General features: G+C 37.5%; 21 protein-coding genes. 18 read left to right on the forward strand and 3 right to left on the reverse strand.

Going from position 1 to position 24,268, the window contains the following annotated elements; genetic code table 11:
- Positions 1–27: 27 nt before the first annotated feature.
- From ACFYKT_RS05765 to ACFYKT_RS05795, 7 genes are all read left to right on the forward strand, one after another.
- A complete protein-coding gene (locus tag ACFYKT_RS05765) occupies positions 28–369 on the forward strand; it encodes a metal-sensitive transcriptional regulator (RefSeq protein ID WP_389216727.1) in 342 nt (113 codons plus the stop codon).
- 11 nt (positions 370–380) lie between these two features.
- Complete coding sequence (copZ, locus tag ACFYKT_RS05770) at positions 381–587, forward strand: copper chaperone CopZ (RefSeq protein ID WP_389216729.1); 207 nt, start codon at positions 381–383, stop codon at positions 585–587.
- 228 nt (positions 588–815) lie between these two features.
- A complete protein-coding gene (locus tag ACFYKT_RS05775; protein ID WP_389216732.1) occupies positions 816–1,496 on the forward strand; it encodes a response regulator transcription factor in 681 nt (226 codons plus the stop codon).
- Complete coding sequence (locus ACFYKT_RS05780) at positions 1,493–2,875, forward strand: sensor histidine kinase (protein WP_389216735.1); 1,383 nt, start codon at positions 1,493–1,495, stop codon at positions 2,873–2,875. The genes ACFYKT_RS05775 and ACFYKT_RS05780 overlap by 4 nt, the downstream gene beginning before the upstream one ends.
- A 132-nt stretch (positions 2,876–3,007) precedes the next feature.
- The gene (locus ACFYKT_RS05785; protein ID WP_389216738.1) at positions 3,008–3,391 is read left to right on the forward strand and encodes a hypothetical protein; all 384 of its coding nucleotides are present in this window, start codon (positions 3,008–3,010) and stop codon (positions 3,389–3,391) included.
- A gap of 246 nt (positions 3,392–3,637) precedes the next feature.
- A complete protein-coding gene (locus ACFYKT_RS05790; RefSeq protein ID WP_389216741.1) occupies positions 3,638–4,222 on the forward strand; it encodes a TVP38/TMEM64 family protein in 585 nt (194 codons plus the stop codon).
- A gap of 329 nt (positions 4,223–4,551) precedes the next feature.
- The gene (locus ACFYKT_RS05795) at positions 4,552–6,222 is read left to right on the forward strand and encodes a peptide ABC transporter substrate-binding protein (RefSeq protein WP_389216743.1); all 1,671 of its coding nucleotides are present in this window, start codon (positions 4,552–4,554) and stop codon (positions 6,220–6,222) included.
- Between the two features lie 92 nt (positions 6,223–6,314).
- Here the strand turns inward: ACFYKT_RS05795 and ACFYKT_RS05800 are convergent, their stop codons facing one another.
- Complete coding sequence (locus tag ACFYKT_RS05800; RefSeq protein ID WP_389216746.1) at positions 6,315–6,821, reverse strand: DoxX family membrane protein; 507 nt, start codon at positions 6,819–6,821, stop codon at positions 6,315–6,317.
- Between the two features lie 269 nt (positions 6,822–7,090).
- Between ACFYKT_RS05800 and ACFYKT_RS05805 the strand changes: the two genes are divergently transcribed.
- From ACFYKT_RS05805 to ACFYKT_RS05835, 7 genes are all read left to right on the forward strand, one after another.
- The gene (locus ACFYKT_RS05805) at positions 7,091–7,324 is read left to right on the forward strand and encodes a hypothetical protein (RefSeq protein WP_389216750.1); all 234 of its coding nucleotides are present in this window, start codon (positions 7,091–7,093) and stop codon (positions 7,322–7,324) included.
- Between the two features lie 198 nt (positions 7,325–7,522).
- A complete protein-coding gene (locus ACFYKT_RS05810) occupies positions 7,523–8,632 on the forward strand; it encodes a SpoIIE family protein phosphatase (RefSeq protein ID WP_389216753.1) in 1,110 nt (369 codons plus the stop codon).
- On the forward strand, positions 8,629–9,084 hold the full coding sequence (locus tag ACFYKT_RS05815) for an ATP-binding protein (protein WP_389216756.1): 456 nt from the start codon (positions 8,629–8,631) through the stop codon (positions 9,082–9,084). The genes ACFYKT_RS05810 and ACFYKT_RS05815 overlap by 4 nt, the downstream gene beginning before the upstream one ends.
- Entirely contained in the window at positions 9,085–10,770 is a 1,686-nt protein-coding gene (locus ACFYKT_RS05820; RefSeq protein ID WP_389216759.1) for a methyl-accepting chemotaxis protein, read from the forward strand.
- Positions 10,771–10,785: 15 nt separating this feature from the next.
- Entirely contained in the window at positions 10,786–11,097 is a 312-nt protein-coding gene (locus ACFYKT_RS05825; protein ID WP_389216762.1) for an STAS domain-containing protein, read from the forward strand.
- 242 nt (positions 11,098–11,339) lie between these two features.
- Positions 11,340–15,923 carry a glutamate synthase large subunit gene (gene gltB / locus ACFYKT_RS05830; protein ID WP_389216765.1) on the forward strand — a complete coding sequence of 1,528 codons (4,584 nt, stop codon included), beginning with the start codon at positions 11,340–11,342 and terminating at the stop codon, positions 15,921–15,923.
- Between the two features lie 16 nt (positions 15,924–15,939).
- Complete coding sequence (locus ACFYKT_RS05835; RefSeq protein WP_389216768.1) at positions 15,940–17,421, forward strand: glutamate synthase subunit beta; 1,482 nt, start codon at positions 15,940–15,942, stop codon at positions 17,419–17,421.
- A 111-nt stretch (positions 17,422–17,532) separates the two neighbouring features.
- Here ACFYKT_RS05835 and ACFYKT_RS05840 read toward each other — a convergent pair whose 3' ends face one another.
- Entirely contained in the window at positions 17,533–18,357 is an 825-nt protein-coding gene (locus tag ACFYKT_RS05840; RefSeq protein WP_389216771.1) for an aldo/keto reductase, read from the reverse strand.
- A gap of 165 nt (positions 18,358–18,522) precedes the next feature.
- Here ACFYKT_RS05840 and ACFYKT_RS05845 point away from each other — a divergent pair, with 165 nt between their 5' ends.
- Entirely contained in the window at positions 18,523–20,571 is a 2,049-nt protein-coding gene (locus ACFYKT_RS05845; RefSeq protein WP_389216773.1) for a catalase, read from the forward strand.
- Positions 20,572–20,639: 68 nt separating this feature from the next.
- Here ACFYKT_RS05845 and ACFYKT_RS05850 read toward each other — a convergent pair whose 3' ends face one another.
- Positions 20,640–21,341: a Crp/Fnr family transcriptional regulator gene (locus ACFYKT_RS05850; RefSeq protein ID WP_389216776.1), complete on the reverse strand. Its 702-nt coding sequence runs from the start codon at positions 21,339–21,341 to the stop codon at positions 20,640–20,642.
- A gap of 224 nt (positions 21,342–21,565) precedes the next feature.
- Here ACFYKT_RS05850 and ACFYKT_RS05855 point away from each other — a divergent pair, with 224 nt between their 5' ends.
- From ACFYKT_RS05855 to ACFYKT_RS05865, 3 genes are all read left to right on the forward strand, one after another.
- Positions 21,566–22,762: a nitrate/nitrite transporter gene (locus ACFYKT_RS05855; protein WP_389216779.1), complete on the forward strand. Its 1,197-nt coding sequence runs from the start codon at positions 21,566–21,568 to the stop codon at positions 22,760–22,762.
- Between the two features lie 153 nt (positions 22,763–22,915).
- On the forward strand, positions 22,916–23,272 hold the full coding sequence (locus tag ACFYKT_RS05860) for a hypothetical protein (protein ID WP_389216782.1): 357 nt from the start codon (positions 22,916–22,918) through the stop codon (positions 23,270–23,272).
- 270 nt (positions 23,273–23,542) lie between these two features.
- On the forward strand, positions 23,543–24,262 hold the full coding sequence (locus tag ACFYKT_RS05865) for a YebC/PmpR family DNA-binding transcriptional regulator (RefSeq protein WP_389216785.1): 720 nt from the start codon (positions 23,543–23,545) through the stop codon (positions 24,260–24,262).
- The last annotated feature ends 6 nt before the right edge of the window (positions 24,263–24,268 follow it).

A 24,268-nucleotide genomic window follows, 5' to 3' on the forward strand; every position in this document is an offset into this window, starting at 1 on the left:
AATATAATTAACTTAGGAGGTGAATGAATGACTTCTAACAATGAAAAGGAAGAAGCTCTATTTGATACCTGTTGTTCTACCCATTCAGATCGAAAAAGTCATCATTCTGAAAGAGTCAAAAAGAATTTAGTTACTCGATTAAACCGGATTGAAGGACAAATCCGCGGCATAAAAGGACTAATTGAAAAAGATACGTATTGTGATGATATCATTACCCAAATTTCTGCTACTCAGTCAGCATTAAACAGTGTAGCAAAGCTGCTTCTTGAGGGCCATTTGAAAACTTGTATTGTGGAAAGGATTCAAGAGGGCGATCAGGAAGTACTTGATGAATTTCTCATAACGATCCAAAAATTAATGAAGAAATAGGAGATGTGAAGATGGAAACGATCACTTTAAAAGTCGGTGGAATGTCATGTGGGCATTGTGTAAAAGCAGTGGAAGGTACAGTTGGTGAATTAAAGGGAGTAGATAAGGTAACTGTAGATCTTGAGGGCGGCAATGTTCAAGTTCAATTTGATTCCACATCTGTGTCAGTTAAAGAAATTAAAGAAGCAATCGATGATCAAGGATATGATGTTGAATAAGATTATTGGGTACAAGGAACGTGTTTCATTTACACGTTCTATTTTTTAAAAGGTGAAATAGCGTAGATAGTATAATGTAAGTAGTCAGAAGAAGGAGGTTTCCTTCTTCTTTTTCTGTAGATTAAATTCATGTAGAATACATTTATGAGCTGCTGCTCACAACCAAGTATGTAAATGCCAATCTGTCTAGTTTCAATGTGCTGAAGCTAGACAAATAGTAAAAGAGGTGTGAAAATGCAAACGGTTCTTGTAACGGATGATGATCAATATGTACGGTATTTGGTGAAGGAGCTCTTAATGAGAGAAGGCTTTAAAGTAATAGAGGCCAGTAACGGTAAGGAAGCATTGGACCTGCTGGAGATACATTCATGCGTTCTAGCTGTTGTTGACATAATGATGCCCTACATGGATGGATATACTTTAACAGAAGAAATTCGGAAGAGCTATGATATTCCCGTTGTTTTGCTGACAGCCAAAAGTCAAATTGAGGATAAAGAAAAAGGGTATTTATCAGGGACAGATGATTATTTGGTGAAGCCATTTGAGCCGAAAGAGCTCTTATTTAGGGTAAATGCTTTATTAAGAAGGTATGGAAGGCTAACAGAATCCAATATAAAAATAGGCTCGATGCTGATTAATAAAAAAAGCTATGAAGTAGAATGGAACGGAAAGACATACATATTGCCATTAAAGGAATTTGAGTTATTATCTTATCTTGCATCACGTCCAAATCATGTGTTTAGCAGAGGACAGCTGATTGAACAAGTGTGGGGAATGGATTATGAAGGGGACGAAAGAACCGTAGATGTTCATATCAAACGATTAAGGGAGCGCTTTTCCGAAGCGGCCAATGATTTTGCAATTAAAACAATCAGAGGAATTGGCTATTCCCTTGAGGTACAAAAATGAGGTCACTCTACTCTAAGTTTGCAGTAACGACGATTTTGATTATGTTTTTCAGTGGGCTGCTCTCATTTTTACTTACAAATATTTATTATCAGTATAAGTTAAAAGAGCAAAATGATTCAAAAATGACAAATATAGCAGCGGAGATTTCTGGGTTTCTTCATGCCCATGATGGTATAGATATGAATGAATACCTCAATCATCTAGGTTCAATCGGCTATCAGATATACATAACAGATGGAGATGGAATGAATGAGTTTTTTGGGGCACAATTTAGAGACCGTGATCTAGCCAAGGAAGCTGTGAAAAGTGTATTAAGTGGCAAAGTGTATCATGGAATCGTTCATTTTCCTCATAAAACCTTTGTTACTGGTTTCTTTGCTAATGAGTTAAAAAACACGGTCGGAGTTGCATTAGAGTATGAAAACAAAACATACGCATTATTTCTCCGTTCAGATATTAAGCTTTTATTTAGTGAAATGCATATTATGTTTGGCTGGATTGTTGTTGGTACGATTTTATTTAGCATGATTTTCGTCTTGATAAGTACGAAATTTCTCGTCAATCCGATCAGTAAATTAAACAATGCAACCAGGTTGATTGCTGAAGGAGATTTTGGGATAAAGTTAAATATTCATCAGCGTGACGAGATTGGTGCTCTTGCCTTAAGTTTCAAAAAAATGGCAAACAAACTTGAATCAGTAAATGATATGCGTAAAGAATTTATCTCAAATATCTCACATGATATTCAATCACCACTTTCAAATATAAAGGGATATATGGAACTGCTGAAAACCAGAAACTTAGCAGAAGAGGAGGCACAATATATTGAGGTAGCGGATTCCGAGGTGAACCGTTTATCTAATTTAACAAAACAGCTATTGCAATTGTCCTCTATCGATAGTAAAAAGGATTTAATGGATGTGAAGCGTTTTGATGTGAGCGAGCAAATCAAAGCGGTTGTCCGGCAATATCAATGGAATCTAAGTGAAAAGGGCATCATGATGAGTTATTCGCTGCCAGAAACCTATATTGAAGGAGATCCATCTCTGCTATATTCCGTTTGGGAGAACCTTTTAACAAATGCAATTAAATATAATGTGGAGAACGGTGAGATTGAAATTAAGATAAAGGAAGAAGCATCAACCATTGCGATTTCATTTAAGGATACTGGAATTGGTGTAGGAAAAGAAGAACTTATCCGACTTTATGACCGCTTTTACAGGGTGGATTCCTCAAGAACGCGCTCGGTTGAAGGTACAGGTCTGGGGTTATCCATTGTTCAATCTATAGTTGAAATGCATAAGGGCGAAATCAATGTAGAAAGCCAAAAAGGGGCAGGGACGATATTTACAATATTTTTGCAGAAAGGCAAAATATAAGGAGCGAAAAATTTAACTTGTAAACACTTATTCATCCTCTGTTCATATTCATCCATTAAATTAACATTATAGTGATAGGGAAAACCAAGGTGATTCACTTTAGAGATGAAATAACAAAGGGAGAATGATTAGATGAATAATTACAGTACACTTTTATTAAGGTTATCAGCTTTATTTGCTTTAATCGGTGCTTTTTTAGGGTCGCATATGGCAGGTGCAGGCAGTTATGCCTTTAGACCGATCCATGCACATTTATTAGTTGTTGGCTGGTTAACACTATTTGCATGGGCAGTTTATTATAAAGTATTCACACCGAAGATGGGGATTCTTGCAAAGCTTCATGTTTACTCAGCAATTATTGGTTCAATTGGTTTAACAGGGGGAATGGCTATTTTTATCTTCAAGCCAGTATTTCTTCCTGAGGCAGTAAACACAATGATCTATATTGTAGGGGGCTCCATACTATTACTTAGCTTTTTATTCTTTTTCTTATTAACATTTACGAAAGAAAAATAGAAAAGGAAAGTGCTTGGGGAACCAAGTGCTTTTTTCTATTTGAAAAAATAGCATGTATGTCAATCTGCTTATGATTGTTTTATTTATTCATATTTGTTTCATACAAGTTTGATAGTATAATATGATGTAATTAAGTAATGCAAAGAAGGCGGGGGTGGCATTATTAAAATTTGGCAAAAAGTATTCATACTGCTATCCATCATTGCCGTCGCCATTATTGTTTTTTTTAACTCAGAGCTATACGAAGTGTTAAAAGCTGGTGAAATTGATTCAATTACATCTTTTCTTGGCAAAAATTTATTTTATACACTTGCTATAACCTTCATCATTATGATAATCCAAAATTCGTTTACACTAATTCCCCTGCTATTGATTATTTCTTTAAATATTGCATTGTACGGCTTTTTCTATGGATTTATATGGAGCTGGATTACAAGTGTTATCTCAAGTTTGATCGTCTTTATAGGAATTCGATTTGGCTTTCAAGAGTGGATATTGAAGAAGGTAAAACCAGAAATGTTGAACAAAGGGAAGGAACATGGTTTCTTGTATGTGCTTCAAGCAAGAGTATTTCCATTTATTCCGACAAGTTTGATTAATATTACGGCTGGACTAAGTCCCATGAGATTAAAGGATTTTATTTTCGCAACGATTATTGGGAATTTTGTTTACTTTTTTGTATTATCATTGATTCCAGCAGGTCTGCTTTCAGGAAAAATAAATGAATATGTACTTGGGATTCTTGCATTTGTATTTATTTTTTTCGTGTATTTTTTTCTGAAGAAATACTATAAAAAAAGTAAGGCTATGCTCCTTAAGGATAAACAATAGCTTAGTAGCGTTGTGCAGTACAAACTGAATAATAAACACTGTCAGTCCTAGTCAAAAAGAATGATTTAGGACTGACTGCTTTTTGATAAAATAGAAAACTACTTGCATAAAGTTTTCCGACTATTTATAATAATCTTAACAGATGGATTTTTACAAAATTGTTACAAACCTTAATATTCTGCAACTATATATCTACAAAAGTGCATATAGTATGTAATTAATGAGAAATAATTACTAGCTATTAAATACAATACATAGAGCACAAGGTTGCATTATTAAGTTAGTAGCAATAGTAAAGACTGTTTGGGAAAAAAATAGGGGGGAAAAACATGAATAAGAGATTATCGGTCTTTTTTAGTATGCTGCTAGTGCTTAGTATGTTTCTTGCAGCTTGTGGCGGCGGTGGAAGCAGCAGTGAGCCTGCATCTAATAACGAAGAAAAGCCAGAAGCTAATGAACCTGCTGAGGAAAAGCCAGATGTTGCACAGAATCTAAGAATTAACATTAATACTGAACCACCTTCTTTACACCCTGCTTTAGCAAAAGATACTACTTCTGGGGCAGTACTACTTCAAACATTTGAAGGATTAACTAGAATTAACCAAGAAGGTACACCTGAAGAAGCGATGGCTGAAAAGATTGATGTTTCAGAAGATCAGAAGGTCTATACATTCACAATTCGTGATGCGAAATGGTCTAATGGAGATCCTGTAACAGCAAATGACTTTGAATATGCATGGAAATGGGCGTTAGATCCAAACAACCAATCTGAATATGCATACCAGCTTTATTATATTCAAGGTGCAGAAGATGTTAATTTAAATGGTGGATCACCTGATAGTCTTGGTGTGAAAGCTTTAGATGAGAAAACGCTAGAAGTAACACTTCAAAACCCAACTCCTTTCTTCTTAGAATTAACAGCATTCTACACATATTTCCCAATTAACAGCAAAATAGCTGAAGGGAATGCTGATTGGGCACATGATGCTGGTGATAACTATACATCTAACGGACCTTTCGTTATGTCTGAATGGTCTCACAGCGACAAAATTCTTCTTAAAAAGAATGAAAATTACTGGGATGCAGATACAGTAAAATTAGATACGATTGAAATGATTATGATTAATGATCCAAATACAGAATTATCTATGTTTGACAACGGTGAACTTGATTGGGCTGGAGCACCAACTGGTACTCTTCCTACAGATGCTATGCAAGCTTTAAAAGATTCTGGCCGTTTGACAACTCAATCAATTGCTGGTGTTTATAATTACAAATTCAATACAAAAGCAGACGGTCCAACAAGTAATTTAAATATCCGTAAAGCTCTTGCACATGCAATTAATCGTCAGGAATTAATTGATAATATCCTTCAAGGTGAACAATTACCGGCAATGGGTATCGTACCGCCGTCTATGTTCCCTGAGAATGAAAAAGGACATTTCCCTGATAATGATGTTGAAGCAGCAAAAGAATTTTTACAAAAAGGTTTAGAAGAGCTTGGACTTAGTGATCCTTCTGAACTTCCTGCTATTTCTCTTTCTTACAACACATCTGAAGCACATCAAAAGATTGCTCAAGCAGTCCAAGATATGTGGAAGCAAAACCTAGGTATTGAAGTTGTTCTTGATAACTCAGAATGGGCTGTATACCTTGATAAAGTACACGCATTAGATTATGAAGTTGCTCGTATGGGTTGGTTAGGAGACTTTAACGACGCTATCAACTTCCTTGAAATGTACCGTGATGCCGATGGCGGTAATAACGATACTGGATGGGAAAGCAAAGAGTTCCAAGATCTTCTTGCTAAATCAGCAACTGAAGGCGATCATGATGCTCGTCAACAACTGTTAAAAGATGCTGAAAAAGTGTTCATGGCAGATATGCCAGTTGCACCAGTTTACTTCTATACAAACAACTGGGTACAAGTGGAAAACTTAAAAGGTGTTACTGTTTCTGGACTTGGAGATGCACAATACAAATGGGCATATTTCGAGTAAGCAATAATTAACACAACAAAGGCTGTCGAGATTACTCGACAGCCTTTGCTTTATAAAATATTTAGTTTTTAAAAGTTCTTACACTTTTCTTCTTAAGATACGATAGAGTCCCTTGGATTCATTTTTCCCTTAGTTAGCTTGCGGATAAACGGAATGACAAAGCGATCAAGACCAATTTTCCCTGCGTTATATCCTGCAACTAGAATGAAAATTGTTAGTAAAACCATTTGGGCATTTGTACTTACTGTTCCAGAGAAAAGAAATGCAAAATTCATCATCATTCCGAAGAAAGCAGCAGCTGTTGTTAAGCATCCGAGTATTAATCCAAGTCCAACTAATAATTCACCCCATGCAACAAGAAAACTGAATAAACCAGCATTTGGAACGGCGACTCCTTCTAGAAAGCTTGCCCACCAGCCTTGAACGGCGGGATTTTCTCCTGATGCTTTGGCAACGGCCCCCTGTAAGAATCCAGAAGCATCAAATCCATCTGCTACCTTATGAAAGCCTGCAGTTAACCAAGAATAACCTACATAAAGACGAATAATTGTTAGTAAACCAGCTGCAATTTGATTTTCTCTAAGCCATTTAATAAACATAAATCTCGCTTCCTTTCAAGAAGTATTTAATTTCTATATATCTATATTTACAAAGTAACATGAATGCGCATGAAAAAAATAATGTTGTGAAGTTATTCACACAAATGATGAAAATTTGTGAACAATAAAATACAATTATTGATTTTGAAGGAAATTGATTAATCAATAGGAATTATCAAAAAAATATGTCTAAAATGTGATAAATATCATTGGTATTACTACTAATAATAAATTATAATAATTATAAATAGTAAAAGGGAGGGAGAGGCTTGGTTAGGATAACGGCAGCAGGTATCGGAGGGTTCATTCTTGTTTTCATCGAAGCCTATATCGTTTTGTTTATTAAAAACTACCAAACAATTGAATTTGGAGGAGTTGGCCCTTTTATATCAGTATGGGCGATGAACTTTTTTCTTCTATTTTCAATCCTCACCCACATTAAGCTTTGGTATGATAAACAAGAGGTAGCAAGAGAAAAAGCAACTTCTAGAACAATGGACTAAATAGAAAGATAATAAGAATGGACGCTATGAAGACGCTGACTGATGTTAGTGTTTTTTCTTTTGACTTTTTCACTGATTATTCATAAAAAAATGAAATGATTGTGAACATTAATTTTCAATTATAGGATATATAGGTAAAAAGTATTACAATATTGGAATTAGGATAAGGAATAACGATATAAAAAGGTGTGGGGCCATGTGGCAAATAGCAGTATTAGGAATAGTGGGAATAATGCGAAACAATCATCAGCACCGTTCACTTCTTCAAAACTAACTTATTCTATATTCCAAAATATGAATGAGGGTTTAGTTATCACTAATACTTATGGAAATATCCTCAATGTCAATCAAGCATTTTGTACCATCACAGGATATTCTGCACCCGAACTATTAGGGAAAAACCTTAATGTCATAAAATCTAATCTTCACGATCAAACTTTTTACGAACAATTATGGAATAGGATTACTACAGTAGGGAATTGGAAAGGCGAAATTTGGAATCGTCATAAGAACGGGCGCTTGTATCTCCAAAAGCTCAGTATTATTGCTATACGGGATGAAGACGACAAAATTATTAACTATATCGGGGTAGCAACGGATATCTCAGAAGAAGAGAAGCTGCGAAAAGATATTATTAGAACAGGAATCCTACAAAGAACCTTACTGCCTTCAACACTTAATCTGCAAATGATCGAGATTGACACAGTATTTACTCCGTTAAAATATCTTGGCGGAGATTTCTTTGATTATTATTGGGATTCAGAGAAGAGTGTTCTCTCAGGTTATATCATTGATATTATGGGGCACGGTGTGACCGCGGCTTTTCAAAATTCTGTATTGAGGGTTTTATTTCAGCAAAACTTTGATAATAGAAGCACGCTTGTGGATGTGCTTTCAAATATTAATCGAGAATCAATGAATTACTTTTTAGAAGATACTTTCGCAGCAGCACTTTGCTTTCGAGTGGATATGCGAAATGGTTTATTAACCTATGCTTGTGCTGGAATAAACAAGTTTATAAAAATGCCAATCAATGGACAAATATCTATTATCAAACAAGCAGGACCATATTTGGGAATTTTTGAAGAGCCGATCTTTACTGAAAAGACAATCGCAATTGAAACAGGTGAATCATTTTATTTTATGACTGATGGGTTTATGGATTTATTTGAAATAGAGAATCCTTTTCAATCGATTGATTTAAAAAAGAACATTAATTCGTTAAGAGAAATAAGTACATATCATTTAAGAGATGATGCATCCGCAATCGGGATTTTTCTAAAACACGTTGGAGGATGGGTAAAATGATTGAATATCAGCTTAGATTTAAAACACAAGATGAATATCGCAAGCTACGAGGTTTAATTAAAAATGATATATATAAGATTCTAGGCGAAAGTGATTCATTTCTTATGGAGATAGCCATTAATGAAGCGGTTAATAATGCTCTTTGCTCCAATTCTATGAAATTGATTACAATTAATATTCGTGTAAGCTCTGGCAAACGGCTGATTATACGAATCAAGGATCAAGGAAAGGGTTTTAATGTATGTAAAGCTTTAAAGGGAATTGCTAATGGCCCAGAGCTTTTATTAGAGAAAAGGCTTTCGAGTGATTCTGGGAGAGGAATTCCTCTTATTAAATTAGCTACAGATAAGATGTTCTATAATCGTGTGGGGAATGAACTGCTTTTAATGAAACGCATTGGTTCAAATCTAGCAAAAAATATAGACTCAAAAAGGGTTGAGGTGTTTGGATAGATGTCTAAACTAACAAAAAAGTTGGTATTTTCATATTTAATAATTGTCATAATAATGGCAGGGCTTGGCACTACAGCAATAGTAACGCTTTCTTCTATCAATCAAAATGGAATTAAGATGCATAATGATAGTGTTCTACCTTTAAGCCAGATTGCTGAAATTGCAAAGTACTCTGAAAACACCCGAGTCCAAATGGTTACTGCAGAAAGTAATAAAGACCCTGCACCAACAAAGATAGCAGAGGAGAATATTTTATATTTAGAAGAGCTTATTAAAGAGTATGCAAAAGGAAAAATGAATGAGGGAGAAAAGGCGAAATTTGTGGAGTTTCAAGAAAATTGGGCTGTCTTCACAGAACGTGTAGCGCTAAATATTGACCTCATTCGGAATGGGAATTATGAGGAAGCGAATAAGGGAATTAAACTTGGGAAGGAGCCCTTTAATCGCGCGAGTGACAATTTAAAAGAATTGATTCAAATAAAAAAGCAAATTGCTGAAGATATAATAATAGAAAATCAACAGGAGTACGACCAATCACGGCAGATTTTATTCATTATCATAGCAGGAGCTGTGATTCTTTCCATTGGTATTGGATTATTCGAAGGAAAAATGATTGCTCAGCCAGTTATGAAACTTTCAGCAAGGGCACATAGAATTGCAAAAGGTGATTTAACAGGTGAACTCATTCAGGTGAAAAATAAAGATGAAATTGGTGAACTAGCAAATTCATTTAATGAAATGAATACAAGTTTAAGAAATTTAGTTTCTTCTGTTTATCAATCTTCTGAAGAGCTTTCGGCTGTTTCTGAAGAGTTGGCTTCTTCAAGCGAGCAGGTCACAGCGTCTGCTACGGAAGTATCACTCTCAATGAATCAGGTCGCAGAGAATACCGAGAAGGGAAATCAATCGGTGATGGATGTAACGAAGGTTTTATTAGAGCTTTCGTCTCTCATTCAAATTGCGAAAGGAAAAGCATCCTCAGCTCTACAAAATTCACAAACGACATATATAACTGCAAATGAAGGCAAGGAAATTGTGAATCATTCTATTAATAAAATGGAAACGATTAGAAACCGAACGGCTCAAACAGAGGAATTAATTCAGACACTAGACCAATATTCAAATGAGATTGGTCAAATAACACAAATGATTACGAGTATTGCCGATCAAACGAATCTGCTTGCTTTGAATGCGTCAATTGAGGCAGCAAGGGCGGGAGAACATGGACGAGGCTTCGCAGTCGTTGCTGAGGAAGTACGTAAATTAGCAGAGCAATCCAATGATGGGGCCAATCAGGTTTCTGAGCTTGTTAGAAAAATATCGGGTAGTACAGGTGAGGCAGTACATGCAATGCAGGAGAATAGAATGGAAGTTGAGCAAGGTGTGAAAATTGTAGCACGAGCAGGCCATGCATTAGATCGGATTCTTACCGCTGTTTCAGAAACATCGAAAGAAGTAAGCGGCATTACAGATGTAACGGATGAAGAGGTTGCAAGTTCTGAGAAAATTGTTTCATTGATTAATGAACTCTCTACTGTCATGGAAAATACGACCGACAAAACGGAGGAAGTTGCTTTAGCAACAGAAGAATCAACAGCATCAATCGAAACTGTTTCAGGTAGTGCAGAAGAAGTAAGTGCGATGGCTATGGAACTTAAAACATCTGTTCAACTATTTAAAATATAAGGGGGTTTGCGAGTCATGATCAATAATATAGAAATTTCAGCAACCCATCCGAACCAGATTAAGGTCGTATTGGAAGGGGATTTATATGTTGAAGAAGCGACAGAGTTACGTGAAAGGCTTCTTCAGCAAATTGCTAAAGGGGTTAAGAACATAGATATTGTAATAAGCGGATTGAACTATATCGATAGCTCTGGATTAGGAGTGTTAATTGCTATTCAGAAAAGATGTATACAAAAAGGCGGCTCAGTAAAGATTCATGGGCTTCGTGGGAATATAAAGGAGCTTTTTGAATTAACCCGATTAAATAAAGTGTTTGATATTGAATAAATAATTTCTCGAAAAAAAACTGCTACTTATGCTCTTGAAGAAGAAGCATAAATAGCAGTTTTTTATTTGTATAAACAAAGCAGTACTTTTTGATTCATCTCAAAATTAGATTGTTTTTATATAAAATACATATTGATTAGATTGATATCTAAATATAGAATGAATAATAAGAAAATTTACGCTATTTTAAGTTGATAACTTATTTTTATGCGGTCATACGCAGATTAAGGAAGGGTGATAGGATGATAACTAACAAGCCCCCAGTGAAACAAGGACTATATGACCCTGGTTTTGAACATGATGCTTGTGGGATTGGCTTTATTGCAAATATAAAAGGAGGCACTTCACATCAAATAGTAAAAAAGGGCTTATCGATGCTAGTTAGATTAGAGCATCGAGGCGGGCAAGGGAGTGATCCAGACACAGGGGACGGGGCAGGAATCATGACTCAGCTTCCACACCAATTTTTTCTAAAGGAATGTGGAAACATGAATATACCTGAAACAGGAAACTACGGTGTCGGAATGATCTTCCTCCCTCAGGACCCAAAACTTCGGGAAAAATGTGAAAGTGTACTAAAAGAAATAGTCGAAGAAGAGGGACAGCAATTATTAGGCTGGCGAACGGTACCAATAGATGATTCTGCACTCGGTGAAACGGCTAAAAATAGCAAGCCATTTATTCGTCAAGTATTCATTGGGAAAGCGAAAGGGATATCAGCTGGAGAATCATTTGAACGGAAGCTTTATGTCATCCGAAAACGGGCCGAAAAAGCCGTTCGAGACAATCAGATTGCTAGAAATGAAACATTCTATATTGCAAGTCTTTCTACAAGGACGATTGTTTACAAGGGGATGTTGAAACCCGACCAGCTTGATGCTTATTTTGTTGATTTACAAGATCAACTGTATGACTCAGCCTTTGCCCTTGTTCATTCCAGATTTAGTACAAATACATTCCCGAGCTGGGAAAGAGCCCATCCTAATCGTTATTTAATTCATAATGGAGAAATAAATACGTTAAAAGGAAACATAAATTGGATGAAAGTACGCGAACGAATGATTGAATATTCCGCCTTTGGAAGAGAGATAAGTGAAATTTCTCCCATTATTGAACAAGATGGAAGTGATTCATCGTCATTTGATAATTGTTTAGAATTTTTAACTTTAGCTGGATATTCTCTTCCGCATGCAGCCATGATGATGGTTCCAGAGCCTTGGGAGAAAGATGAATTAATGGAAGATTCGTTAAAGGCATTCTATGAATACCATAGCCATTTAATGGAGCCGTGGGACGGACCATCGGCTTTAGCTTTTACAGACGGAAAGCAAATTGGAGCGATGCTTGATCGCAATGGCCTACGTCCAGCACGATATTATATAGCTTCAGATGATACAATCATTTTCTCTTCAGAAGCAGGAGTGATTGATGTTGAGGCCGATCAAATTATTGAAAAAGGCAGGTTAAGTCCAGGGAAAATGCTACTCGTTGATTTAGAGGAAGGGAGAATCATCACAAATGAGGAAGTGAAACAAAGAGTCTCAAGGAAACGCCCTTATCGAAAGTGGCTTAATGCGGAAAGTGTTCATATAAATGAGTTGCCAGAAGCTAAAATGCCATCTATTGCAAGAGATTTTAAGATATCTCAATATCAAAGAGCTTTCGGATTTACGTATGAAGAACTGACAAAACATATTGGACCAATGGCATTAGAAGGGAAGGAGCCAGTCGGTTCCATGGGTAATGACACACCATTGGCTGTACTCTCGAATCAATCTCAGCTTTTGTACAATTACTTTAGACAGCTGTTTGCACAAGTTACAAATCCCCCAATTGATGCGATACGTGAGGAATTTGTTATGTCTACATTAACTATGCTTGGTGCTGAAGGTAACTTGCTAAATCCAACTCCAGAAAATTGTCGGCGCATTCAACTCAAAACCCCAATTTGTTCAGATGACGTGTTGGCGAAGCTTCGTCAAAACCCCTATTCATCTTTTCAATCAAAAACATTTCCGATTTTATTTCATGTGAAAAATGGAGAAAGAGTATTGGAAAAAGCATTAAATGAATTATTTTATTCAGTTGATCAAGCAGTCAAAAGTGGTGTTACACTTATTATTTTGTCTGATCTAAATATGAATAAGGATGTTGCAGCTATCCCAGCCTTACTTGCTGTCAGCGGACTTCATCATCATCTTGTAAGGATGGGTACAAGAACAAAAGTTAGCATTATTGTAGAAACGGGTGAGGCACGTGATGTCCATCAATTATGTATGCTGATTGGATATGGAGCAGATGCAATTAATCCCTATTTAGCGTTTGCGACAATTGAAGAGATGCTGAATAACAAGCAAATTCAACCACTGGAGTTTACTGATGCTGTTGAAAACTATATTCAAGCTGTAACAAATGGAATGGTCAAAGTTCTCTCTAAAATGGGGATTTCCACAATTCAAAGCTACCGTGGAGCACAAATCTTTGAGTCCGTAGGGATCGATTCGTCAGTTATTGATCAATATTTCACTGGCACTCCAGCCAGATTGGGAGGAATGAAGCTTGAAGCAATAGCGAGGGAAACACTGAATAGACATCATGAAGCATTTCACTCAAAAAATCATGATGAATCACTTGAGAGTGGAAGCAGCTTTCAATGGCGTCATGGAGGAGAAGCCCATGCTTTTCGCCCGGAAACGATTCATATGCTGCAATATGCTTGTCGTACGAATGATTATCAGCTTTATAAAAAATATGCTGAGAAAGCAAATGAAGAACAACTTATTTTCCTTCGCGGCATGTTTGAATTTAGCCAAACAACACCCATTCCACTTGATGAAGTCGAAAGTATCGATTCGATTTGCAGACGTTTTAAAACGGGGGCCATGTCATACGGTTCTTTAAGTCAGGAGGCACATGAAACCATAGCGATTGCCATGAATCGAATAGGTGGAAAAAGTAACAGCGGAGAAGGGGGAGAACATTCTGACCGCTGCATTCAAGATGAAAATGGTGACCAAAGAGGAAGTGCGATCAAGCAAGTAGCATCAGGACGATTCGGTGTGTCTAGTCATTATTTAGTTCATGCCGATGAAATTCAAATCAAGATGGCTCAAGGAGCAAAACCTGGTGAAGGAGGCCATTTACCAGGCAGCAAAGTATATCCTTGGATAGCAGAAGTACGAGGTTCTACACCAGGGGTTGGTCTAATCTCACCACCTCCGCACCATGATATTTATTCAATAGAAGATCTCGCCCAGCTGATTCATGATTTAAAAAATGTTAATCCACAGGCAAGAATTAGTGTCAAACTAGTTGCGAAAGCGGGTGTCGGGACGATTGCTGCAGGTGTGGCAAAAGGTCTAGCAGATGTTATATTAATAAGCGGCTCTGAAGGTGGTACAGGTGCAGCGCCGAAAACGAGCATTAAACATGCAGGTATGCCTTGGGAGATTGGGCTTGCAGAAACACATCAGACGTTGATGCTCAATGGACTTAGGGACCGGGTTGCATTAGAAGCGGATGGAAAAATGATGACAGGAAGAGATATTGTCATTGCAACCCTTCTAGGGGCTGAAGAATACGGTTTTGGAACTGCCCCGCTTGTTGTTTTAGGCTGTGTTCTCGTACGTGCTTGTCATTTAAATACTTGTCCTGTTGGTATTGCTACACAGGACCCAGAGCTGCGCAAAAAATTTGATGGAGAAGCAGAATATATTGTCAATTTCATGCGCTTTATTGCACAAGATGTTCGTGAAATTATGGCGAAGCTGGGTTTTCGAACGATTAATGAAATGGTGGGTCAAACAAATAGGCTGCTGCAAATAGATAAATCAAAAACACATTGGAAAACAAGAGACTTGGATCTTTCAGCGATATTATATAAGCCAACTGTTGAAAGCGGTGGAGGAATGTATAATCAAAAGTCTCAGAATCATAGACTTGAGCGTTCTTTAGACCAGAAAGAGCTTCTCGATGTTTGCCAGCCTGCCCTTACACAGCAAAAGAAAGTAAAAGCGAGTTTTCCAATTCAAAATATTAACCGGACTGTGGGCACAATTTTGGGCAGTGAAATAACCAAGCACTTTGGGCAGGCCGGTCTTTCAGAAGATACAATTGACTTACAATTTTTAGGGTCAGCAGGTCAAAGCTTTGGGTCCTTTTTACCGAAAGGAGTGACATTAACCCTTGAAGGAGAAGCGAATGATTATGTTGGTAAAGGGTTGTCTGGAGGGAAAATCATTGTAAAGCCATCAGCCAAATCTGTTTTTGTCCCCGAAGAGAACACGATCATTGGAAATGTATCCTTCTATGGAGGGACATCGGGTGAAGCTTATATTCGCGGCTTGGCAGGTGAACGTTTTTGTGTGAGAAACAGTGGTGTTCATGCTGTGGTAGAAGGGATCGGTGATCATGGCTGTGAATATATGACAGGTGGCCGTGTTGTTATCCTTGGTTTAGTTGGCAAAAACTTTGCAGCTGGGATGTCTGGCGGAATAGCCTATGTTTTTGCAGAGAATTATGAAAGCTTTCATAAAAAATGCAATCAGGATTTAGTATATTTGGAGCCGGTAAATGATGAAGCAGAGGCAGAGGAGATTAAACAGCTTATTCAAAAACATCATTATTATACAAATAGTAATCGTGCACAGGATATTCTTCACAATTGGAATGAGCTGTTAGAAACATGGGTAAAAGTGATCCCGAAGGAATATAAACATGCTGTTCAGATAGTGGAACGAAAATCAAAAAAGATTGAAACAATAGCAGATGTTTTTAACCCGGATCAAGCAGATCCAATGTCAAAAACTTTAAGCTTAATGAAATAAAGAAAGGAGTGCATCGATGGGAAAGCATACTGGTTTTATGGAATATGATAGGGAAACTCCAATGGAAAGGAAGCCTGCTGACCGTTTGAAGGACTGGGGTGAATATCAGCAGCCACTTTCGAAAGAAAACTTGGAAAAGCAAGGGGCAAGATGTATGGACTGTGCGACCCCGTTTTGTCATACAGGGATTCAATTAGGGAGGTCTATGATAGGCTGCCCAACAAATAATTTAATTCCAGAATGGAATGATCTTATTTACCGCGGGAGATGGAAAGAAGCACTTGAGCGGTTAGTCAAAACAAATAATTTCCCTGAGTTCACTGGTCGTGTATGCCCAGCCCCATGTGAAGGATCCTGTACAGCAGCAATTAATGATTCTGCAGTTGCGATAAAAAGCATTGAACGCGCCATTATTGATAAAGGGTTCGAGGAAGGGTGGATTACTCCAAACTTACCTGCATTACGTACCGGAAAGACGGTAGCTATCGTTGGTTCTGGTCCAGCAGGACTTGCTTGTGCGGACCAACTGAATAAAATGGGGCATTTAGTAACTGTCTATGAACGTTCTGATCGGATAGGCGGACTGCTCATGTATGGCATTCCAAATATGAAGCTTGAAAAAGGAATTGTTGAGCGAAGAGTACGTTTGTTAGAAGCTGAGGGCATACAGTTTGTTACAAATACGGAAATTGGAAAGGACATTCAAGCAGACCAATTACGCGAGAGTTTTGATGCAGTCATTGTTTGTACGGGTGCACAAAAGCCAAGAGATATATTTATAGAAGGAAGAGAGTTAAAGGGAATTCATTTTGCAATGGATTATTTAAAAGCAAACACGAAGAGTTTGCTAGATTCTAACTTGATGGATCGTGCTTATCTTTCTGCAGAGGGAAAGGATGTCATCGTTATTGGCGGAGGCGATACAGGAGCAGACTGTATCGCAACTGCCTTACGACATAAGTGCAAAAGTATCGTGCAGTTCGGGAAGCACCCCCAGCTTCCGATGGTGCGTTCAACTGCTAACCCATGGCCGGAATTTCCAAATACCTTCTCATTGGATTATGCATACGAAGAAGCAAGTGTACAGATAGGTAAGGATCCAAGGGAATATTCCGTTTTAACAAAGCGATTTGTAGGTGATGGCAATGGAAATGTGAAAGAACTGCATACAGTTCAAATAGAAAAAACAGCAGCCCCTCATGGACACACTTTTATTCGTGAAATCCCCGGTACGGACAAAATCTGGCCCGTTGAACTTGTGCTGATTGCCATTGGATTCAGTGGTCCAGAAGAGGAAGTGCTTCAGGCATTTGCACTCAAACAAGACAAAGAGCAGAAAACAAAGGCAACTAATGATAGGTATGAAACAAATATAGAAGGTATATTTATTGCTGGAGACGTGCGCAGAGGACAAAGCTTAGTTGTTTGGGCGATCAAAGAAGGGAGGGAGGCTGCTTTAGCATGTAATAAGTACTTGATGAGTAAGACGAGTCTGTAAAATATGCTGAATACATTATCCTTTTAAATGAACTGAAAGTAGTCGTTTTTGAGTTAAGTAAAAAAAGTCAGTCCAGTTTCCTTAAATAGGAGAAGGACCGACTTTATTTCTTTATTTCACATGCATTTCGCTTGGTTTAGGACCCTTACGTTCGTTGCGATTAAGCTTGTTAATCTCTTCCATTTCAATAGAAGAAAGTTCAAAGTCAAATACATTGAAATTTTCTTCTATTCTGGCTGGCGTAACTGATTTCGGAATAACGATCGAATTATTTTGTAAATGCCAGCGCAGGACGATTTGTGCTGGTGATTTGCCATGGTCTTTTGCCATTTTTTGAATGATTTCTTCATTTAAGACTGCGCCACCTTGTTGTAAGGGGCTCCATGCCTCAACAAAAATTTCATGCTTTGCACAAAAATCTTTTAACTCGTTTTGAGCAAGATATGGATGGCATTCAATTTGGTTTAGGACAGGCTTGACATCACATTCTTTTAGAATACGTTCCAAATGCTCGATGTCAAAGTTGCAAACCCCAATCGCTTTAACACGGCCATCATGATAAAGTTTCTCTAAAGCTTTATATGTATCAACATATTGATCAAATTCTGGCGTAGGCCAATGAATCAAATATAAATCAACATAATCAAGGCCAAGTCTTTCTAAGCTTGCATCAAATGCCTGTAATGTATTTTCATAGCCTTGGTCACTATTCCAAACCTTTGTTGTAATAAAAAGTTTTTCACGAGGGACGGATGCTGCTGCGATGGCTTTCCCAACGCCACTTTCATTTTTGTAAATCATTGCTGTATCAATGGATGTGTATCCTACTTCAATGGCTTTTGCTACGGCAACTTCTGCCTGATCATCTTCTACTTGCCAAACACCAAACCCTAGCTGAGGCATTTGTAATCCATTGTTCAATGTAACAAAATTCATCTTTTATTCTCCTTTTCATTCCATTATTTACAAACAAATTCATTTTAGGATAACAATATATCCAAGAAATTTCAAATAATTGAACTAGTCTTACTAGGAAGCATTTTTCTAAATAAAATGTTCTGTATGTTCATAGTATGTAATGAGTAGGGGGAGGAGAGAATTTTGAGCGATAAGCGTAAGATTAATGAAAACAGCAAAGATGAGCAGTTGGAGTTTTTTAGGGTCGATGATCAAGGTAAAAAACTGACAACGAATCAAGGGCTAAAGATGGCTGAAGATGAGTTTTCATTAAAAGCAGGTGAGCGTGGTCCCACTTTAATGGAGGATTTCCATTTTCGTGAAAAGCTAACTCATTTTGATCATGAACGAATTCCAGAGCGAGTCGTCCATGCACGAGGCTTTGCTGCTCACGGTCATTTCCAAATATATGAAAGTATGAAGAAATATACAAAAGCAAAATTTTTACAGAATCCAACTGTAAAAACACCAGTATTTGTCCGTTTTTCTATTGTGAATGGATCACGTGGAACGGCAGACACCATTCGAGATGCCCGGGGTTTTGCAACGAAATTCTATACGGAGGAAGGGAATTATGATTTAGTAGGAAATAATATTCCAGTTTTCTTTATTCAAGATGGAATTAAATTTCCGGATGTTGTGCATGCCTTCAAACCTGAACCAGACAATGAGGTTCCAAATGGATCAACAGCCCAAGATACATTTTGGGATTTTGTTGCCAATAATCAGGAATCAGCTCATATGATTATGTGGATTATGTCTGATCGGGCAATACCAAGAAGCTTCCGTATGATGGAAGGGTTTGGCGTTCACACCTTCCGATTTGTGAATGAGATGGGGAAGGCCTATTTCGTGAAGTTTCATTGGAAGCCAGCTCTTGGGACTCATTCGCTTGTGTGGGATGAGGCACAAAAAATTTCAGGGAAAGACCCTGACTTTCACCGCCGTGAAATATGGGAGGAAATTGAAAGAGGGGTATACCCTGAGTTCGAATTAGGAGTACAAATCCTCGATGAAGAAGATGAATTTAAGTTCGAATTTGATATTTTAGATTCAACCAAGCTTTGGCCGGAGGAAGATATCCCAGTAAAATTGATAGGCAAGATGACATTAAATCGAAATGTCGATAATTTTTTCGCTGAAACAGAGCAAGTTGCCTTTCATCCAGGTCATGTTGTACCAGGAATTGATTTTACTAATGACCCTTTACTGCAAGCCCGTTTATTTTCATATACTGATACGCAACTCATTCGTCTTGGCGGACCGAATTTTCATGAGCTGCCAATTAACAGACCGGTATGTCCCTTCCACAATAATCAGCGTGATGGATATGGACGTCAAACAATTAATATTGGGAAGGTCAATTATCATAGAAACTCATTAGCTGGAAATACCCCAAGCACAGCGAGTGAACAGGAAGGCGGCTATGTCCATTATCAGGAAAAGGTAGAGGGCAAGAAAATCCGCGCTAGAAGCGAAAGCTTTAAGGATCACTTCTCACAAGCTACGCTATTCTGGAACAGTATGAGCAAACCCGAAAAAATGCATATTATTGATGCTTTTAGCTTTGAACTTGGAAAAGTGAAAAATGAATCAGTAAAGCAGCAAGTTGTCGATATGTTTGCTAATGTAAGTCTGGAATTGGCAACAGCATTTGCAATCAATATCGGAGCCGTCCCGCCAAAAGGTGGTGGATCTGATATAAAAAAGACTTCACCAGCGCTTAGTCAGGAAAATACTAAGAAAAAGCCAGATACACGAAAGGTTGCAGTTATTCTTACAAATGGATTTAATGGGCATGACGTGAAATTAGTGTTGGAAAAATTAAAAGCTAATGGAGTGTTGGCAGAAATCATAAGTGAAAGGCAAGGGAAAGTGAGAGGTACTGGTGGAATAGAACTGACAGTTGACCATACCTTCTTAACGACAGATTCGGTTTTGTTTGATGCAGTTTATATTGTCAGGGGCAGTAGTGATAGTAAGAAGTTTAATAAAGATGCTGCATACTTCATATATGAAGCATTTACCCATTATAAGCCTTTAGGTGCCACGCATGAAGGAAAGCAGTGGCTGGAATCGGATGGCATTGGGGATGGCGTAGGTGTGGTCATGGCAGATGATATGGAATGGTTTACAAGTGAATTTATTAAAGCTATAGCTGCTCATCGCTTTTGGAATCGAAAGTTGGTTTGAAAAAATGCAGATCGTTTATGGTGTGATTTGCTAAATCAACACCATAAACGATCTGTGTCATTTGTACTTTATTCTATACTACAATAAACAATAGGACAGTTTTCACAGCCAATTTCATCCTTCAAAAATTTAAGGTCATGAACGGTAATTTTCCCCTTTTTTATGGAGATTATCCCCTCTCGCTTTAACTCATTTAAAAGTCGATTCGTACTTTCTCTTGATGTTCCACAAAAATTGCCAAGCTCCTGGTTGGTTAAAGGCAGATTAATCAATATGCTGCCGTCACTCTTTTTGATCCCGTAGCTATTGGTCATACGTATGATTGTTGAGTATAATGCACCCTTTTTTCCATTTAGTACAAGGTCACGGAATTTGGTTTGTGTCCTGCGGAAATGGTCGCTCATCCATTTCATAAATTCAAATGCGAGTGCACTATTTTGAAAGAGTTCCCTTTCAATAACCTCACTTTTAATTACGGCGATTTCACCCTCTTCAAGGACAAGAGCGCTTAGAAGGTATCTTGGTGAATGGGTAAATAAAGTTAATTCACCACAAAGATCATTATCGCTGCATATTCGCAAGGCTAGTTCCCGTCCATCCTTCGTGATCTTGCTTATTTGGATTTTTCCAGAAATAATCAAGTATAATTCTTCTGCTTTTTCCCCTTCTTGAAATAAATACTGGCCTTTAACCGTTTTAATTGTACGATCAGCAAGATGAAGAAGTTCTTTTATCTCAATTGAGTGTGTTGGTTTCATTGGTTGAGCCATATGCTTCCCACCTTTTAATAATAAATCTATCCGTGTTGTTAACTATATATTAACATAGATAGATGTGAAAACGGTCTGTACAAAACTGTGAAGAATTTATGAACATCAAATAAAATGTGAACCTCTTCACATCTTTAAATCCTCAATTTTTTTACTATGTACTCAAATAAGGATTTTAAGTATCCTGCTTTGGAAAAAGGTAGGGTCGAAAGGGGAACTTTCAAATGAAAGCGAAAGCGATACAATTACCTCTTCAAACATTTAGTTTAATTGGCGGCTTCATGGTATGGGTTATTTTGTCAGCATTAATGCCATTTATTAAAGAGGAAATCCAATTATCCGCTAATCAATTAGCATTAGTAACAGCCATCCCTGTTGTACTCGGTTCCGTGTTAAGAATTCCAATTGGCTACTGGACCAATCGTTTTGGTGCGAGAAAACTATTTTCAATCAGCTTTATCTTGTTGTTATTCCCAATCTACTATATTAGTATCTCGAACTCATTCACTGACTTGCTTATAGGCGGACTATTCTTGGGGATAAGCGGGGCTGTGTTTTCAGTAGGAGTTACATCATTACCAAAATATTATCCTAAGGAACGCCATGGCTTTGTTAACGGGATTTATGGTGTTGGAAATGTTGGAACAGCGCTAACAACATTTGCTGCTCCGGTGATTGCGACTCAAATAGGATGGCAAACAACTGTCCAGCTATTTTTAATTATTGTATTAGTTGTAGCAGTAATAAACTTTTTCTTAGGGGATAAGAATGAACCAAAAGTTGTTACACCGCTTAAGGATCAAATCAAAAGTGTTTATAAAAATGAAAAATTATGGTGTTTAAGCTTGTTTTATTTCTTAACTTTCGGTGCATTTGTTGCATTTACAATCTATTTGCCAAATTTCCTCGTGGCACATTTTGAATTGGATAAGGTAGATGCCGGATTACGAACAGCAGGATTCATTGCGATTGCAACTTTTGTCCGTCCATTAGGCGGCTGGCTAGGTGATAAGTTTAACTCCTTTAAGATTTTAATGCTTGTGTTTGCTGGGTTAACTCTATCAGGAATCTTATTGGCATTCAATCCTACATTAACGTTTTATTCTATCGGATGCTTGACTATCGCTTTCTGTGCAGGCATTGGGAATGGAACGATCTTTAAATTAGTACCGATGTATTTTTCAAAACAAGCAGGAATTGTTAATGGAATTGTTTCTGCAATGGGAGGTTTAGGCGGGTTCTTCCCACCGCTGATGCTTTCATTCTTATTTAATCTGACTGGCCATTATGCGATTGGCTTCATGGCATTATCACAAGTAGCATTGGCTAGCTTAATTATTGTTATGTGGATGTATTATCAAGAAAAATTAGATTCTTCTAAGAGTCAATCCTTTAATGGCATGAGTCAGTTATCACAATAGTATTTATTAATATAGATGTAACGATTGCTCTACTTTTTGTGGCAATTGTTACATCGTTTGCTTTTAACCTAACTAAGTTCGCCCATTCATTGGACATCTATCCTGCATACATTACAAGAGAATGAATAATTAAAGTGGGGGGATGAATCAAAGATGATGAATCATAGAAACAATCACGGCGGGCATCATGGAGGGGGTCACCACGGCGGAAATCATGGTGGAGGTCATCATGGTGGAAATCATGGTGGAGGTCACCATGGTGGAAATCATGGAGGAGGACATCACGGAGGGGGTCACCATGGCGGAATTAACCAAGGGTTTGGCGGTATTGGAGCACCATTTTTAGGCGGGGTGTTAGGTGGACTAACTGTAGGAGCGTTGGCATCACCAGGCATTGGCTATGGTAGTTACCCGTATCCGTATCCATACCCAGCACCATATCCATCTGCTTATCCAGCACCTGTACCTTATCCAACGCCTTATTACCCTTATGGGAATTATCCATATTAAATAGGAAGAAACAAGGTTAAATAAACTTTAATGCACCTTCTATATAAGTTGGTGCTATTTTTATTGTCTTAAATTTTTTTTCATATAAAACTTAACAAATTGCCGGAATAGGTATAATATAATTTAGTGGGTACAAGCTTGTACTAATTTGATTTATTGATAATCTGAAATCATATTTAATTCATGATTATTATTTCTCAATAAGGTTGTTGGAGTTTCACTTTATATAACTATTTTTCCTAGATTTAATGTTGAAAGTGAGTGTTCATTATGGGACGTAAGTGGAATAATATTAAAGAGAAAAAGGCGGCAAAGGATGCGAATACTAGTCGTATCTATGCAAAATTCGGCCGTGAGATTTATGTGGTAGCAAGACAAGGGGAACCTGATCCAGAAGCAAATCAAGCGTTAAAGTTTACGTTAGAGCGTGCAAAAACATATAATGTACCAAAACATATTATCGACCGTGCGATTGAAAAAGCAAAAGGCGGTTCAGAGGAAAGCTATGATGAGCTTCGCTATGAGGGCTTCGGACCAAACGGATCAATGGTTATTGTTGATGCATTAACGAACAATGTGAACCGTACCGCTGCTGATGTACGTGCAGCTTTCGGTAAAAATGGCGGAAATATGGGTGTAAGTGGCTCGGTTGCTTATATGTTTGATGCCACTGCTGTTATTGGATTAGATGGGAAAACAGAGGAAGAAGCTCTTGAAATCTTAATGGAAGCGGATGTAGATGTTCGTGACATTTTAGAAGAGGATGGATCTGTCATTGTTTATGCTGATCCTGATCAATTCCATGCTGTACAAGAAGCATTCAAAAGCGCAGGAATTACAGAATTTACTGTTGCTGAATTAACAATGCTTGCACAGAACGATGTTGAGCTTCCAGAAGATGCCCAAGCAAAATTCGAAAAAATGATTGATGCACTTGAAGATTTAGAAGATGTTCAACAAGTGTACCATAATGTTGATTTAGGCGAATAAAAAAGA

The organism is Cytobacillus mangrovibacter (genome assembly GCF_042865275.1).
Classification (GTDB): domain Bacteria; phylum Bacillota; class Bacilli; order Bacillales; family Cytobacillaceae; genus Cytobacillus; species Cytobacillus mangrovibacter.

What these genes read in the sequence shown, in the direction of transcription:
- ACFYKT_RS05860 (WP_389216782.1), top strand. Translation starts at nt 22,916, where the DNA reads ATGATGAATCATAGAAACAATCACGGCGGGCATCATGGAGGGGGTCAC.
- ACFYKT_RS05815 (WP_389216756.1), top strand. Translation starts at nt 8,629, where the DNA reads ATGATTGAATATCAGCTTAGATTTAAAACACAAGATGAATATCGCAAG.
- ACFYKT_RS05800 (WP_389216746.1), bottom strand. Translation starts at nt 6,821, where the DNA reads ATGTTTATTAAATGGCTTAGAGAAAATCAAATTGCAGCTGGTTTACTA.
- ACFYKT_RS05765 (WP_389216727.1), top strand. Translation starts at nt 28, where the DNA reads ATGACTTCTAACAATGAAAAGGAAGAAGCTCTATTTGATACCTGTTGT.
- ACFYKT_RS05820 (WP_389216759.1), top strand. Translation starts at nt 9,085, where the DNA reads ATGTCTAAACTAACAAAAAAGTTGGTATTTTCATATTTAATAATTGTC.
- ACFYKT_RS05785 (WP_389216738.1), top strand. Translation starts at nt 3,008, where the DNA reads ATGAATAATTACAGTACACTTTTATTAAGGTTATCAGCTTTATTTGCT.
- ACFYKT_RS05825 (WP_389216762.1), top strand. Translation starts at nt 10,786, where the DNA reads ATGATCAATAATATAGAAATTTCAGCAACCCATCCGAACCAGATTAAG.
- ACFYKT_RS05780 (WP_389216735.1), top strand. Translation starts at nt 1,493, where the DNA reads ATGAGGTCACTCTACTCTAAGTTTGCAGTAACGACGATTTTGATTATG.
- gltB (WP_389216765.1), top strand. Translation starts at nt 11,340, where the DNA reads ATGATAACTAACAAGCCCCCAGTGAAACAAGGACTATATGACCCTGGT.
- copZ (WP_389216729.1), top strand. Translation starts at nt 381, where the DNA reads ATGGAAACGATCACTTTAAAAGTCGGTGGAATGTCATGTGGGCATTGT.
- ACFYKT_RS05865 (WP_389216785.1), top strand. Translation starts at nt 23,543, where the DNA reads ATGGGACGTAAGTGGAATAATATTAAAGAGAAAAAGGCGGCAAAGGAT.
- ACFYKT_RS05855 (WP_389216779.1), top strand. Translation starts at nt 21,566, where the DNA reads ATGAAAGCGAAAGCGATACAATTACCTCTTCAAACATTTAGTTTAATT.
- ACFYKT_RS05795 (WP_389216743.1), top strand. Translation starts at nt 4,552, where the DNA reads ATGAATAAGAGATTATCGGTCTTTTTTAGTATGCTGCTAGTGCTTAGT.
- ACFYKT_RS05835 (WP_389216768.1), top strand. Translation starts at nt 15,940, where the DNA reads ATGGGAAAGCATACTGGTTTTATGGAATATGATAGGGAAACTCCAATG.
- ACFYKT_RS05840 (WP_389216771.1), bottom strand. Translation starts at nt 18,357, where the DNA reads ATGAATTTTGTTACATTGAACAATGGATTACAAATGCCTCAGCTAGGG.
- ACFYKT_RS05850 (WP_389216776.1), bottom strand. Translation starts at nt 21,341, where the DNA reads ATGGCTCAACCAATGAAACCAACACACTCAATTGAGATAAAAGAACTT.